At 56.1% G+C, this 15,196-nt stretch carries 11 protein-coding genes and 2 pseudogenes; 10 read left to right on the top strand and 3 right to left on the bottom strand.

Features of this window, described 5'->3' with window-relative positions; translation table 11 throughout:
• Window positions 1-188: 188 nt before the first annotated feature.
• A pseudogene (locus LOY43_RS21440) lies at window positions 189-404 on the bottom strand (HNH endonuclease); the annotation flags it as partial.
• A 190-nt stretch (window positions 405-594) separates the two neighbouring features.
• Between LOY43_RS21440 and LOY43_RS21435 the strand changes: the two are divergent.
• The 8 genes and pseudogenes from LOY43_RS21435 to LOY43_RS21400 all read left to right on the top strand — a co-directional run bounded on the left by LOY43_RS21435 (window position 595) and on the right by LOY43_RS21400 (window position 9,078).
• Window positions 595-1,341: a methyltransferase domain-containing protein gene (locus tag LOY43_RS21435; protein ID WP_256587276.1), complete on the top strand. Its 747-nt coding sequence runs from the start codon at window positions 595-597 to the stop codon at window positions 1,339-1,341.
• 13 nt (window positions 1,342-1,354) lie between these two features.
• Complete coding sequence (locus LOY43_RS21430) at window positions 1,355-2,272, top strand: bifunctional 2-polyprenyl-6-hydroxyphenol methylase/3-demethylubiquinol 3-O-methyltransferase UbiG (RefSeq protein ID WP_256579885.1); 918 nt, start codon at window positions 1,355-1,357, stop codon at window positions 2,270-2,272.
• Window positions 2,269-3,414, top strand: a complete 1,146-nt coding sequence (locus LOY43_RS21425) for a M50 family metallopeptidase (RefSeq protein ID WP_176471325.1) — start codon at window positions 2,269-2,271, stop codon at window positions 3,412-3,414. The genes LOY43_RS21430 and LOY43_RS21425 overlap by 4 nt, the downstream gene beginning before the upstream one ends.
• Window positions 3,415-3,424: 10 nt before the next feature.
• Window positions 3,425-3,580, top strand: a complete 156-nt coding sequence (locus tag LOY43_RS21420) for a TglA family RiPP precursor (RefSeq protein WP_156685508.1) — start codon at window positions 3,425-3,427, stop codon at window positions 3,578-3,580.
• A 66-nt stretch (window positions 3,581-3,646) separates the two neighbouring features.
• The gene (locus tag LOY43_RS21415) at window positions 3,647-4,561 is read left to right on the top strand and encodes a DUF692 family multinuclear iron-containing protein (RefSeq protein ID WP_095048131.1); all 915 of its coding nucleotides are present in this window, start codon (window positions 3,647-3,649) and stop codon (window positions 4,559-4,561) included.
• Entirely contained in the window at window positions 4,551-5,357 is an 807-nt protein-coding gene (locus tag LOY43_RS21410) for a hypothetical protein (protein WP_258708692.1), read from the top strand. Before LOY43_RS21415 ends, LOY43_RS21410 begins: the two co-directional genes overlap by 11 nt.
• A 3-nt stretch (window positions 5,358-5,360) precedes the next feature.
• A complete protein-coding gene (locus LOY43_RS21405) occupies window positions 5,361-7,802 on the top strand; it encodes a lantibiotic dehydratase (protein ID WP_220556863.1) in 2,442 nt (813 codons plus the stop codon).
• Window positions 7,799-9,078: pseudogene (locus LOY43_RS21400) on the top strand (MFS transporter). The gene LOY43_RS21405 and the pseudogene LOY43_RS21400 overlap by 4 nt, the downstream one beginning before the upstream one ends.
• A gap of 84 nt (window positions 9,079-9,162) precedes the next feature.
• On the opposite strand, the gene LOY43_RS21395 reads toward LOY43_RS21400, so the two are convergent.
• Both LOY43_RS21395 and LOY43_RS21390 read right to left on the bottom strand, forming a co-directional pair.
• Window positions 9,163-10,413, bottom strand: coding sequence for a ribonucleotide-diphosphate reductase subunit beta (locus LOY43_RS21395; protein WP_095126160.1), 1,251 nt, complete (start codon window positions 10,411-10,413; stop codon window positions 9,163-9,165).
• 541 nt (window positions 10,414-10,954) lie between these two features.
• A complete protein-coding gene (locus LOY43_RS21390; RefSeq protein WP_093430405.1) occupies window positions 10,955-11,215 on the bottom strand; it encodes a DUF2790 domain-containing protein in 261 nt (86 codons plus the stop codon).
• Window positions 11,216-11,689: 474 nt separating this feature from the next.
• Between LOY43_RS21390 and acs the strand changes: the two genes are divergently transcribed.
• Together acs and LOY43_RS21380 are read left to right on the top strand one after the other, a co-directional pair.
• Window positions 11,690-13,645, top strand: a complete 1,956-nt coding sequence (acs, locus tag LOY43_RS21385; RefSeq protein ID WP_095048126.1) for an acetate--CoA ligase — start codon at window positions 11,690-11,692, stop codon at window positions 13,643-13,645.
• Between the two features lie 748 nt (window positions 13,646-14,393).
• Window positions 14,394-15,167, top strand: a complete 774-nt coding sequence (locus tag LOY43_RS21380) for an ABC transporter substrate-binding protein (RefSeq protein ID WP_038366516.1) — start codon at window positions 14,394-14,396, stop codon at window positions 15,165-15,167.
• The last annotated feature ends 29 nt before the right edge of the window (window positions 15,168-15,196 follow it).

The following is a 15,196-nucleotide window of genomic DNA, read 5'->3' as shown; positions in this document are numbered from 1 at the left end:
CTGATTGTTTTCAGGATGATGCGGAATTTGTGGGAGGCAGCCTGCTGGCGATTCTAGGCTTCAACAAGATTTCAATCCCCACACCGCCACTGCAGACCATGCACCACCTTGTGGCAAGGGAGCTTGCTTCCGCTGGGGTGCGAAGCAGACTCAAGAACAACAAATAGGGTTAGTCAGATAAACCGCGATTATTCCTTTTCGAGTCTTCCAACGTTGTCATACAGCCAAGCAGTGAAAGCCTCTCTGTCGTCCGAATGGTGGCAACGTTGGTGACAGTTGGGACACAACGCCACAACATTCGTCTCAAGGTCCGAACCCTTTTGCGACATATGCTTAACGTGATGCACTTCCAGAAACGGCTTCCCATCCTTCTCAAATGGAGCAGGTTCGCCACAGCCTTCGCACTCAAAAAACGGCGTGCACTTCAAACATTCCTGGGTCAGTTTTCATGCACCTGTTTGGTGCGCATGAAATAATTATTTTCCACAGAAAAATGATGACACATTAATTAAGACTGGATATTCTCTGGTCGAGCAGAAAGGAATCTCGTTGCACTAAAGTGCTCCCATGTTATCGGACAAGGATGTGACATACATGTCTTCCCTAATGACTTCGCCTGCCACTCTCTACGAAACCGTCGGTGACGGCGTAGAGTCCAGTAATGCCTCATGGAGTTTCGGAGGCACGACCCCGCAACACTTTGACTCCCATGTATCGAAATCCGTACCTAAATATAAGGACGGGCACGATATCGTGCTGTCGCTCAGTGACTTTTTTGTAAAGAGCGACAGCACCTGTTACGAGCTGGGTAGTTCTACCGGCACCCTTACCCGACAACTCGCACAGCGTCATTGCGCCTCGGCAAAGTGGGTGGGCATTGATGTGGAAGACGCCATGACCCGCAAGGCAAATGAGCTTCTGAGCGCATCGCCGCAGCACAATGTCAGCTTCGTTACCGATGACATCCTGACCTTTCCTTATGAAAAAAGCGATCTGATAGTTGCGTACTACACTATTCAGTTCGTGCACCCGCGTATTCGCCAAGCCTTGTTTGATCGTATCTACGAATCGTTGAACTGGGGCGGTGCTTTTATCATGTTTGAAAAAGTACGCGGCCCGGATGCGCGCTTTCAAGACATCCTCAGTAGCCTGTATGTAGATTATAAACGCGACCAGGGTTATAACGCCGATGAAATCCTGGCGAAGACAAGAAGTTTGAAAGGCGTACTTGAACCTTTTTCCACGGCTGGCAATATGGATATGTTATCTCGCGCCGGCTTTAAGGATATAACCAGTATATTCAAGTACATATGCTTTGAAGGTTTCTTCTGCATCAAGTGACCGGGATGTCATCGTGAGTACAACTATAGAGCAACAGTATTTGCAAGTTTTGCAAATGCCTGGAAAGTTTTGCGCGCAGAAAATGAACTGTGAATTGTGCAGTTCCAAAGCACATTGGGTTTTACTGGAAAGTGTCCAAGGTCCTGGTGATCAGGTCGTGGCATTGCCTGTACTCGGCTGCCAGGATTGCGGGCATATTTTCCAGCAGTACCGCTTCGATGAAGCCTTTTACAACGCCTACTACGACAAATTCTACCGCCTGACCCTGTTTGGCAATACGGAGCCGGAGCGCGCCTTCTTTCTAGACCAGGTCCGCCGTGGCGAACACCTGTGTCGGTACTTGCACGATGTGCTGCCCGCCAAAGGCAAACTGCTTGACGTCGGTTGTTCCGCCGGCGGCTTGATGATTCCCTTCGCTAAACGGGGATGGACTGTCAGAGGCAACGACCCCGACCGCGCCTATGTGGAATACGGCAAAAAAATCGGCCTGGATATCGATCTGGTGGGCGCCGAGCATATGAGCCCTAGTGGTGATTACAACCTGATCATCATCAATGGTTCGCTGGAACATGTTCATGATGTCAACCAGGTCATGCAACTTTGCCGGAAGGCCAGTGCCGAGGACGGATTGTTGTTGATTGAGGGGCGCGCGCTGGGTTATGGCATCGAGCAAGGGTTTCTGACGCATAACCATCGCCGTTACTTGAGTGCCAGTAGCATCGAGTACTTGATGTGCCTGCATGGTTGGGAACCGATCCAGACCACCCACGAACCGGTGTGCGGGCCGACCAGGCCGGGAGCGGTGTTCGTGCTGGGCCGCGCCTGTGCCCAGCCTGCCACCGAACGCCTCGAAAGCATTAAGGCCCAGGGTCGCAAGGCACTTCAGGAGTCTTACATGCCCAGCCTGCACGCGTTGCGAGCTCGCGCATGAGTGCCTCGGCCTGCGTTCTCGAAAAGTCGAGCATCCAAGCCCATCCCTGCTTCAGGGATGACCTGGTCGTGACCTCGCCGCCTGCCGATTCGGTGACGGGGCGCTACAACCTCTACGACCCTCGTAATGATATTGGCTTTGAACTGGGCAAGGCCGAGTACTCACTCGCTTTGCTCTTCGATGGCCAGCGAAGCCGGCAAGACATTGCCGACGCTGCCCTTGCGCAGCATCGAATAAAGGTCAGCCCTGAGAAGCTCGCGCAGTTCGAGCGCAAGCTACTCAATCTGAAGTTGCTGAGCAGCGAGCGAACCGCTCATAAAAAGGATCTGCGTGATCCCGCCACGGGTATCACCTACGGCCCGCTAAAAGAATATCTGCTGATTAATTTGGTGAAAACCGATCCGCAGCCTTTGCTCGATCATATTTACCGGTGGGCGCCCTGGTGCTGTCGCGCGATATTCATTTTGCCGCTGCTGGCATTGGCCCTGGCGAGCTTCGTGTATCTGGGTATGCACTTCGGCACGTTCCTGGCCGATGTCGGCGAGACGTATATCCACAGTTACCACTGGTTGCTCTGGCACTTCCCGGTCATTTTGACGTCCATCGCCCTTCATGAACTGGGGCATGCGATGGCCTGTCGTCATTATGGGGTCAAGGTTAACGATTTCGGAATCGGCATCTACGTGTTGCTCGCCACCGGCTGGGTACGTCCGGTGCAGACGCAATGGTCGCAGCTGCCACTGAACCAGCGGGTGATCACCATTCTGGCAGGACCCTTGGTTAGCCTTCTGTATGCCGGCGTGGGCATAGCCCTGTGGGCAATGTTTCGTGACACCGAAGGTGTTTTACCGGCTCTTTTTGTCGTGATGATCGTGGCTTCGTTCATTTCCCTGATACCGACGCTGCTGCCCATCTTCAATGGCGACACGTACCTGGCCATTACCGAAGTGCTCGGCCAGCCACGCCTGCGTCAGCGTGCTTTCAACCATGTAAAGCGCCATTGGCGTACTGCGCCGCTGGAAACGGTTTCCCCTGCATTGCGCAGACTCTACTGGGGTACATTTCTGTTGACCTGCCTGGGCTGGGTAATAGCCTGGTGCTTCACCGCAGCCACCTTGATTCGCCTTTTCAACCACCCATAAGGACAGTGACATGACTCAATCTACTGTGACCCCGGCTATCGCCAACGCGGATGAACTCACCACCGAATCCACCACCAACGTCGCACCGCAAGCCCTCAACGAAACGGCGTTCGAAGAGTTTGATCTCGACGATATCGAAATCATCGAAAGCAAAGTTTTCGCCTGATCGTTTCAAACGCTTCCTCGGCGTTACGTCGAGGGAGCCGTCCCCTTCCTCTGACTGGGCAACCACATGGCTCACTTCGTTAAGCCCGAACCGATTGGTGTGGGTATCCAGTACAACCCCGAGATTCTCGACTGGTTTCCGTTTGAGGACATCGAAGTCGATGTGCTGGAAATCCTTCTCGACAACATCATGGCCCCCATGGACGGCCCGCAGATTATCAGGCCCGCAGCCAAGGAGATGATCAATCGGCTGGCTGAGAAGTTCACCTTGCTAGCGCATTCCAATTACGGTTGCGATTTCGGTTTCAGCCCTCTCGAAGAAACCGCCGCGGTGCAACGCCATGTGCCCCTGGCCAAAATGCTGAACAGCCCATGGGTCGCCAACCATTGTTTCTATGGCGACAACTCCTGGCTGGACATCTGGAGCAGCCCGCTGCAGTTTTCCAATGCCGAGGTGCTCCGTTGTGCCGAACGCGCAAAGATGTTGCAGGCCCATTACGGGATGCCGCTGGCCCATGAAAACGCTGCTTATTACCTGCAATGCCCGGGCGCGGAAATGCGTGAAGCTGAGTTCCTGGCCCGGCTCGTACAGCAGTCCGGCACCTTTTTGCACCTGGACTTGCACAACATCTACACCAATCACTTGAACCTGAAAAATTTCGACTTGCGCGACTACCTCGACACCTTGCCATTGGACAAGGTGATCTCGGTGCATCTGGCGGGTGGCAGTTGGCACGAAGGGCTTTACCACGACTGGCATGACTCGTGTGTGCCTGAACCTGTCTGGGATCTATACGAGGAGCTTATGTCTCGTACCCAGCCTTCGGCGATCATCCTGGAATACCAGGGGCAGGCCCACCATGCGCTGACACGGGTGATGGACGCCAACGACGAACACATGATCGTCACCGATGTGCGCCGCGCACAGAAAATCTGGAATCACTACACCAAACCGGTTAAGGAGCTGATGCATGGATGCTGAGCAGGTCTGGAAGCTGTGGCGACGCCTGCTACGCGATGAAACACTGCAGCAGCAGTTGTACGAAGCCCAGGGGGCGACTCAATGGCTGGAGCATTATCCCGATGACGAGCGGGCGATTTTGCAGGTGTATGCCAGTCAGTTTGAGAGAGTGAAATGGTTCGTCGAGAACTATCAGTTCCGCTTGGTCAATTCGTTTATCAACGCGCTGGAAACCGGTGCCCCGTTGACGTTGCGCGCGTTGATCAACATCGGGCTGGATCTGCCTGAACTGTCCAAGGCATTTCTGCGGCAACAAAATTGGCTCGATTATGGGCCAAGAGTTTATGGCTATTGCGATGCGGCGCTGGGGTTTCTGCTCGAGCGCCAGGAACTCGCTGATTACCCGCAGATCCGTGACCTGATGGGGCTTGAGCGCGAATGTGTGCGCCTCTACACCGGACTTGTGGAAACCAGCGCCGTGGTGCCGGGCCATTATCAGCGCACCGACGGTGCACGCATTTACCAGAGTAGCTATGCGCTGTCGCAGTGGTTGCGCGACAAAAGCCTGTTGGGGCGTAGCAGCCCGGAGGAAACCAGCCAACACATCCTGGTGTATTTACCTGACCCTGAGGCCCGCCATAAATTTACGCTCATAAGCCCGCGCGCGGCGCACCTCTATAGATGCCTGGAGCAACCGCAGTCACTCGCCACTTTGATGCAGATACTGAGTTCCTCCGCCACCGCGCAACTCAGCAGTGAAGACCTGTCATTGCTCGGTAAACTGCAGCAACTCAACGCAATCAGGATGCCGGTCTAGAACATGGAAAGCTCACAATACTTCTGGCTGCGCTCGACCGGATTTCCCATTCATCACTTGACCGATCTGGGCCGGTTCGCCGACCTGCCATCGTGCCGTGTCTTTGAACAAAACTTCCGCTCACTGCAGGCGTTGAAGGCAACGTTGCTTGAGAAAGCCAACGCGCACTCACCGCAGGCCTGCCGCAAGCTCATCCGCAAACTCAACGAGCACCAGGTCCTGCAACTCTCTGATCTGCCGGAAGTACTGCGCGAACCACTGGCCGAGTCTTTGCAGCAATGGAACGGCTTATTGGAGCGGACGGCGGCACGTGAAGAGGCAGCCGAGGAATATGACGCCTATCTGGAAAGTGCCCGCCAAGGGTTGATCGACTTCCTGGATGACGACGCAGTCGCCGAGGCTTTATTCATATCCAACCCCTCGGCGATGACACGTATCCGTGAGCTGGTCCGGGATCGGCACGGCAGAAACGATACCCGCAAAAAGCAGAAGCTGCGTTTGGGCTGGAGTTACGCGCAACGTTTTTGCGCCAAGAACGATACCTCAAGTTTTTTCGGACCTTTGGCCTGGGGCCGGTTCGATGCCAACCAGGCTGACAATGTACGTCTGACCCAAGGTGACACGGCGTGGATCAAGGAGCGCCACACATTCTTCGAGAACTGGGTGGTGCAGCGGCTCGTCGAACAGATTAACCGGCAATGTCCAGACACCGACCGAATGCCGTTGCAGCTCAATACCGGTTGCTATCTGCAAGAGCAGATCCTGTTCATGCCGATTGGCAAAAGCCAGCGCCTCACCCCGCAAACCGCTCGGGTATTGCACTACATCAGCGACCAACAGGGTCAAGAGCCCACGTTTGCAGGTATGTTGAGCGCCTGTCCGGAAGTCGCGCCCAGCACTCTGCGCGACCTGCTGGAGCACTTGGTGAGCAAACGGATCGTGCGCCGAGGCTGGCAAGTATCGCCTCGCGAGCGAAGCCCCATCGCGCGGCTGCAGCGCTGCCTGGTCGACGCGCAAGTGTCCGCTGATTTCGGCCTGGCCTGGCAATCGCGCCTTGAAGCATTGGAAGGCTTGCGCCGGGATTATGCCCACGGCGACCTGATGCGCCGGACCGAATGCCTGGAGGGTTTGAACCAGCTGCTTGGCGAGGCTGGGGTGGACCTCAGCCGAGAAACCGGCGCCATGTATGTCGGACGTTACCCGGTGTACGAAGATTGTTCGAGAAACATAGACATCAGCCTTGGCCAGGCCATGCTCAGCCAGGTCAATGAAGAACTGGCGCCGCTGATGCGCATCAATCAGTGGCTGATCAAAGCCATCGCGCATCAACTCAATGAGGCTTTCATTGAAGTCTGGGAACAGCGCCAGACTGCCAGCCCCGATCAGCCAGTTGATTTTCTCGACCTGCTCAACACCCTCGCGCCTCTGTTACCTGCACTTGAAGCGCGCCTCATCCTCGATCTCGAGCAGCGCCTGGAAACAGCCTGGACGCAAGTGCTGCAGGACTTCCCGGACCATCCCGAGGTACAACTTTGCGCGGCGGACATCGAACGCCTGATCACTTTGCTCAATAACGATCTGAATGTTGCTGGCTTCGAGGTGTTCGGCAGCGACTATCATTCTCCGGATATCCTGCTCTCCAGCGCGTCGGTCGAGGCCTTCAATCGCGGCGACTACCAAATCATCGTGGGTGAAGTGCATCCGGCAGTCCATACTCTGAGCCAGCCCGTCGCCGCGCCGTTCGGACCGTTCAATACTCAGATAAACCAACAGGTAGAGGCGTTATTCCAACGCCCTCGTCTGGTATTGGCTGACTCGCCCGAAAGCTATCAACGCTCCCACATCGACTGGCCTTTGCAGCCCTCATATTTGCAACTGGTGCTGCCGTCTGGCGGCGGTTGTGTCGCGGCGCATCAACAGTTTGCCGCCGGCAGGGCAAAAGTGCTGCGGGTGAACGGTCGCCTGCAAGTGGTCGATGCCCTGGGTCAGTTCAGCGAAGACTTGCTGTGCGTGTATTCCACCCCCATGCATCGGCTGGGCTTCGCCTTGGCTGGCAGCGCCGTGGCCAAACACGAACACCGACGTATCTGGTTGGGCCGCACCCTCTACAAGCGCGCTTCCTGGCTATTTACCAGCGATCTCCTGCCAGAGCCGAAGGGCTCGGTCGACGAGCTTGAGCACACCCTGCAATGGCGTGCCTGGGCCGCCGTCAACGGTTTGCCCCGTTATGCCTTCGTCAAGATTGATACCGAACCCAAACCGCTGTTCCTCGACTTCGATAATCCGTTGTCCTTCGACGGCATCACCAATGCGCTGAAGAATGCTGGTCACGTAAAGTTCTCTGAAATGCGACCGTGCCCCGATGAACTTTGGCTTGAAGAGGTGCGGGGGCGTTTCTGCTGTGAAATACGCACAACCTTTTCCACATGCGAGGCTTCGACATGAGTAATGAGAATACAGGCTCGTGCGCCAAGGCCGACCAGGAAATCAAGCACACGTTTTTGTACCTGTTCTTGACCATATTCATCCCGTTTGGCCTCGGCCATTTTGTGTCGTACCTGTTTCGCACGGTCAATGCCTTGATTTATGTGGACCTGGAACGGGAACTGAACCTGCCCCCAGCAGCCTGGGTCTCCTGACCGGCGTGTATTTTCTGACCTTCGCTGCGGCGCAGATTCCGCTCGGTGTCATGCTCGACCGCTACGGTCCGCGCAGCGTGCAGGCACCTATGCTGCTGTTCGCCGTGTTGGGCTCTCTGATTTTCAGTTTCTCCCATACCGAACTGGGTCTGATCATTGGTCGCGGTCTGATCGGCCTGGGTGTCGCTGGTTCTCTGATGAGTGCGATCAAGGCGTGCGCCATCTGGTTGCCCGCCGAACGCCTGCCGTTGAGTACGGCATGCCTGTTATCGGTAGGCGGCCTGGGCGCCATGGCGTCCACCACGCCCTTGCATGAACTGCTCAAGTGGATCTCATGGCGTGAAGCATTCTTGATCCTGGCGCTACTGACTTTGTTCGTCTGCGTGGTCATTCATTTCAGCGTGCCGCGCACCTACAAACCCAAACACACCACTCTCGCCGAAATGTCCAAGGCCGTGGGGACGCTGTATTCCTCGTGGGTATTCTGGCGACTGGCGTTGTACTCGGTATTTGCCCATGCGATCTATATGTCGGTGCTGTCGCTGTGGATGGGACCGTGGCTACGCGATGTCGCCCAGTTGAGCGAATCCAGCATGGCCAATACCCTGCTCTGGGGCACCGTGGCGATGGTTGCAGGCTCGCTGGCCTTCGGCTCGATCACAGATTACCTGCGGCGCTTTGGCGTTCAACCGATCATGGTATGCGGCGCCGGGGTTTCGATTTTCATCGTATTTCAATCGCTGATGATCAGCGGACTGCCTGTATCGCCGCTGCTGATTGCTATGGGTTTCAGCTTCTTCGGCACCTCGACGACCATGAACTACGCGATCGTAGCTCAGTCGGTATCGCCTGAGCTGGCCGGGCGGGTCAGTTCGTCGTTCAACCTGGTGGTGTTCGTGCTGGCGTTCGTCTTGCAATGGTTGATGGGGGAAATTTTGAACCTGTGGCCGGCAACTGGGCATGGGCACCCGGTAGAGGCTTATCAGTGGTCGCTGGGAGTGATGATTGCGTTGCAGGTGCCGGGGGTGTTGCTGTGGCTGAGTTTTAAGCCGTGGGAACTGAAAACAGCGACGGCGCGGTAAACCAGGACTGCCAGATCGTTTTCGTTCAGAAGCCGACTCGAAAAAAAACCCGCATGTGCGGGTTTTTTTGGGGTGCAGCTAGAATCAATCCCAGCTCAACGCCCCACCAGTCTGATACTCAATAACCCGAGTCTCAAAGAAATTCTTCTCTTTCTTCAAGTCCATAATCTCGCTCATCCAAGGGAACGGGTTAGTCGTCCCTGGATACTCTTCTTTCAAACCGATCTGCGACAAACGACGGTTAGCGATGAACTTCAGGTAGTCCTCCATCATCGCCGCGTTCATGCCCAGTACGCCGCGAGGCATGGTGTCACGCGCGTATTCGATCTCCAGCTGCGTACCCTGCAGAATCATCTGGGTCGCTTCTTCCTTCATCTCGGCATCCCACAGGTGTGGGTTTTCGATTTTGATCTGGTTGATCACGTCGATGCCGAAGTTCAGGTGCATGGACTCGTCGCGCAGGATGTATTGGAACTGCTCGGCGACGCCGGTCATTTTGTTGCGGCGGCCCATGGACAGGATCTGGGTGAAGCCGCAGTAGAAGAAGATGCCTTCCAGAACGCAGTAGTAGGCGATCAGGTTGCGCAGCAGTTCTTTGTCGGTGTCCGGGGTGCCGGTTTCGAACTTCGGATCGGAGATCGAGCGGGTGTACTTCAGGCCCCAGGCTGCCTTTTTGGCGACCGATGGGATCTCGTGGTACATGTTGAAGATTTCGCCTTCATCCATGGCCAGCGATTCGATGCAGTACTGGTAGGCGTGGGTGTGGATCGCCTCTTCGAAAGCTTGGCGCAGGATGTACTGGCGGCATTCCGGGTTGGTGATCAGGCGGTACACGGCCAGGACCAGGTTGTTGGCAACCAGGGAGTCGGCGGTGGAGAAGAAGCCGAGGTTACGCATGACGATGCGGCGCTCGTCGTCGGTCAGGCCTTCCGGGTTTTTCCAGAGGGCGATGTCGGCGGTCATGTTGACTTCTTGCGGCATCCAGTGGTTTGCGCAACCGTCCAGGTACTTCTGCCAGGCCCAGTCGTACTTGAATGGCACGAGTTGGTTGAGGTCGGCGCGGCAGTTGATCATGCGCTTTTCGTCAACGGCGACACGGGCGGAGGCGCCTTCGAGCTCGGCGAGGCCTTCGGCAACGTCGAGGGAGTTCAGTGCAGCCTTGGCGCGGGCGACAGCGGCCGAGTCGTCGGCGGTCACGGCGCGGGCTTCCAGCGCTGCGGCGCCGCCGGCGTTGTCGAGGCGGTCCATGTTGGCTTCGCTAGCGTGGCCGGCGTTGGCGCCTTTCACTGCTGCTACTTCACTGTCTTCTTTGTCGAATTCGTCCCAGCTCAGCATGACGTGTCGTCTCCTGCGTGAGGGCCTGTGCCCGTGTGAAACCTGATTGGTTGGTTTTTCACACGGTCGTACAGACCGCGTTGGATGTCGTTTTTTGCAGCGATGCACGCAGGCAAATAAACAGAAATTTTGACGGGTTCCGAGAGCCTCTGATGGGCGCAATCAGCGTTGAACGCTGCTGCGGGGCTTCAGAATGGCTTTTGCTCCCTGTAAGGGAATATTGCTGACCCGTATGGGGCGGCATTATAGGGAAAAAAACACGGCTGTGCTGAGGCGAATCCGCGCATGGAGCGGTCGAGGAGGGTGGTTTTTCGACGAGAGTGAGGGTTTACAGGGCTTTGCCGGGGATAGATTTTTTTTCGTAAAAATCTCGCTATTGTGAATTTGCTCAAAAAACGAACAAAAAAACCGCTTTTTCACTACATCTAGTGTTTTGCAAGCATTTTTACCGGCTTCAAACACAACTGAGCCCGACCGAAGTCGGGCTGGAATCGACCCTCAATGAAGCGCTGAGAGATCCAATTCGGTGCAGTCTCAAACATCAATTGGTACAGCCGTTACCCATGATGCTGTAACGCAGGATGTGACGCTGACCTTTGGAGTCGTCGTATTCCATTTTGGCTGGAACCACTTCGCAGACATTCGGAACTTCGCTCATGGAAACAACTTTGGCGATGTCCAGGTGAGTCGAGTAAGTGTATTCCTCAACAACCGGTTGTTGCTGCGCGACATCAGTCGGAACCTCATCTGCCATGGCGGTTGCGCACAGACTGCTGAGGGCCAGAACCAATAAAGCTTTCATTTCAGATTTACCTTTTTGAGGTCGAGTGGGGTCACGCAACCTTTTTAGGGTTGCGTGTGGAACTTCATCATTTGCAGTTATTACTGGAGAGCTGGATTAACGGCCTTCGTGGGGGCTGTAACGTTGTTAATCGCGTTTGCCTTGTCGGCGAGGTGAATTTTAGGGAGATGGGGCGGGGGTAAACAGAGCGGGTTTTGATAAACACCTTTGGCAGATTTGGTAACAATCCCCGAAATCCCCCTGTAGGAGCTGCCGAAGGCTGCGATCGTTTGATCTGGATGTTTAGACGCAAGATCAAAAGATCGCAGCCTTCGGCAGCTCCTACAGGCGGCGTGGGGCATGGGGTTGAGGGTTTTGGTTCGGTATCGCCACGACTTGTAGGGGCTTGTTACTACCATCGTCGAATGGTTCTATGGCCCCCGCCCCGTTACAACAGGGTCATACAAAAACAACTATTACACCGAGGTAGGAAAGATGAGTGCGGCTTCTCTGTATCCCGTTCGTCCCGAGGTTCTGGCTAACACGCTGACTGACGAGGCGACCTACAAAGCCATGTACCAGCAGTCGGTCGTCAACCCTGACGGCTTCTGGCGCGAGCAAGCCAAGCGTCTCGACTGGATCAAGCCTTTCACCACGGTGAAACAGACGTCGTTCGACGATCACCATGTCGACATCAAATGGTTTGCCGACGGCACCCTGAACGTTTCCTACAACTGCCTCGACCGTCATCTGGCCGAGCGCGGCGATCAAGTCGCGATCATCTGGGAAGGCGACGATCCATCCGAAAGCCGTAACATCACCTACCGCGAACTGCACGAGCAAGTGTGCAAACTCGCCAACGCCTTGCGTGGTCAGGACGTGCACCGCGGCGACGTGGTAACCATTTATATGCCGATGATTCCCGAAGCCGTGGTCGCCATGCTGGCCTGCACCCGGATCGGCGCGATTCACTCGGTGGTGTTCGGCGGTTTCTCGCCGGAAGCCCTGGCCGGTCGCATCATTGACTGCAAATCGAAAGTGGTGATCACCGCTGACGAAGGCATCCGTGCCGGCAAGAAGATTTCCCTCAAGGCCAACGTCGACGACGCGCTGACCAACCCGGAAACCAGCAGCATCCAGAAAGTCATCGTGTGCAAGCGCACCGGCGGCGACATCAAGTGGAACCAGCATCGCGACATCTGGTACGAAGACCTGATGAAAGTGGCGGGCACCGTCTGCGCGCCGAAAGAGATGGGCGCGGAAGAAGCGCTGTTCATCCTTTATACCTCCGGCTCCACCGGCAAGCCGAAGGGCGTGCAGCACACCACTGGCGGTTATTTGCTGTACGCGGCGATGACCCACGAGCGCGTGTTCGACTACCGCCCAGGCGAAATCTACTGGTGCACCGCCGACGTCGGCTGGGTCACTGGCCACAGTTACATTGTCTACGGCCCGCTGGCCAATGGCGCGACCACGTTGCTGTTCGAAGGCGTGCCGAACTATCCGGACATCACCCGAGTGGCGAAGATCGTCGACAAGCACAAGGTCAACATCCTCTACACCGCACCCACCGCGATTCGCGCGATGATGGCCTCGGGTCAGGCCGCCGTTGAAGGTGCGGATGGCAGCAGCCTGCGTCTGCTCGGTTCGGTCGGCGAGCCGATCAACCCGGAAGCCTGGGACTGGTACTACAAGAATGTCGGTAAGTCGCGTTGCCCGATCGTTGATACCTGGTGGCAGACTGAGACCGGCGGCAACATGATGAGCCCGTTGCCGGGTGCCCACGCGCTGAAGCCGGGTTCGGCAGCACGTCCGTTCTTTGGTGTGGTGCCGGCGCTGGTCGACAACCTCGGTAACATTATTGAGGGCGAGGCTGAAGGCAATCTGGTGATTCTCGACTCGTGGCCAGGTCAGGCGCGCACGCTGTATGGCGATCACGATCGTTTCGTCGATACCTACTTCAAGACCTTCCGTGGCATGTATTTCACCGGTGACGGCGCGCGTCGTGATGCCGATGGCTACTACTGGATCACCGGGCGCGTGGATGACGTGCTTAACGTCTCTGGCCACCGCATGGGTACGGCCGAGATCGAAAGCGCGATGGTTGCGCATCCGAAAGTTGCTGAGGCGGCGGTGGTCGGTGTGCCGCATGACATCAAGGGGCAGGGCATTTATGTCTATGTCACGTTGAAGAATGGCGAGGAGCCGACTGAGCAGCTTCGTCTGGAATTGAAGAACTGGGTGCGCAAGGAGATCGGCCCGATTGCTTCGCCGGATGTGATCCAGTGGGCGCCAGGGCTACCGAAGACCCGCTCGGGCAAGATCATGCGCCGGATTCTGCGCAAGATTGCCACGGCGGAATATGACGGGTTGGGGGATATCTCGACCCTGGCGGATCCGGGTGTGGTGCAGCATTTGATTGATACGCACAAGACCATGAATGTTGCTTAAGCATTCGGCTTGATGCATTGAAAAGCCCCGTCCGGTGTTTGCCGGGCGGGTTTTTTTTGTGTCTGGGGGTTTTGTGGTGGCTGGGCGGGCCTCTTCGCGAGCAGGCTCGCTCCCACAGTTTGACCGAGTACCTTCCGATCGTTCCCACGCTCTGCGTGGGAATGCCTCCCTCGACGCTCTGCGTCGGCTCCGGGGACGCGGAGCGTCCCTTGCTGCATTCCCACGCAGAGCGTGGGAACGATCGGGGGGTCAATAATTATCGATCTCCCCCGTAAGACATTTCCCCCTGTTACCCAACACCTTCCACGTAACCGAATGTGTAACCGCCCGCCCCGGAGCGGGGCAAAGGGAAACGCATTGCCCCGTTTTAGAGCCTCGAAACCCCCGGTGAAAAATAAGACACAACGCTGCGCTTGCCGGATTAGAAGGGTTTGCGAATAATAGGCCCGCAATTTGCAGCATAGATCGGTTCACTGTCTTTCGCTCTTGCATGAAATTGCAAGGCTGTCAATGTGCTCAAGTCGCTTTCTCTGTGCATCTGTAATTAGTTGTCGCATTGAAGAAATATCGGCTTCGGGCCTGTCGTTAGAATGCCGATCACTCGCTCATCGTGGCTGACGTTGAAATCTCCGACGGTTTCAATGGGAAATTTCCCACCGATGCAGCAACCGATTTCCCGATTCACCCATTCGCATATTGGGCTGTCGCTCACTCTGCCGTTTTTGCCCTTTACCGATGGAGTCCCAAGATGAAGAAACTTGTGCTGCTTGGCGCCCTGGCACTGTCCGTGCTGTCGATGAACGCCTTCGCTGACGAAAAACCTCTGAAGATCGGTATCGAAGCGGCTTACCCTCCGTTCGCTTCGAAAGCACCGGACGGCAGCATCGTCGGTTTCGACTACGACATCGGCAACGCTCTGTGCGAGCAGATGCAGGTCAAGTGTGTGTGGGTCGAGCAAGAGTTCGACGGTCTGATTCCTGCACTGAAAGTGCGCAAGATCGACGCGATCCTGTCGTCCATGTCGATCACTGAAGATCGCAAGAAGTCGGTCGACTTCACCAACAAGTACTACAACACCCCGGCACGTTTGGTCATGAAGGCCGGTACTCAGGTCAGCGAAGGTCTGGCTGAGCTGAAGGGCAAGAACATCGGCGTGCAACGTGGTTCGATCCACGAGCGTTTCGCCCGCGAAGTCCTCGCCCCGCTGGGTGCCGAGATCAAGCCGTACGGCTCGCAGAACGAAATCTACCTCGACGTGGCTGCCGGTCGCCTCGACGGTACCGTGGCTGACGCTACTCTGCTGCAAGATGGCTTCCTCAACACCGACGCCGGCAAAGGCTTCGCGTTTGCAGGTCCTGCGTTCACCGACGTCAAATACTTCGGCGACGGCGTAGGCATCGCAGTCCGTAAGGGTGACGCCCTGAAAGACAAGATTAACGCGGCCATCGCGGCCATCCGTGAAAACGGCAAATACAAGGCAATCCAGGACAAGTACTTCGCCTTCGATATCTACGGCAAGTAAAACGTCTCTGCGACAAGTCCGAAATGGCG

It is taken from the genome of Pseudomonas sp. B21-041 (assembly GCF_024748675.1).
GTDB lineage: Bacteria > Pseudomonadota > Gammaproteobacteria > Pseudomonadales > Pseudomonadaceae > Aquipseudomonas > Aquipseudomonas neuropathica.
The sequence above is the reverse complement of the archived record's forward strand: the minus strand, read 5'-3'. Positions and strand labels throughout refer to the sequence as shown.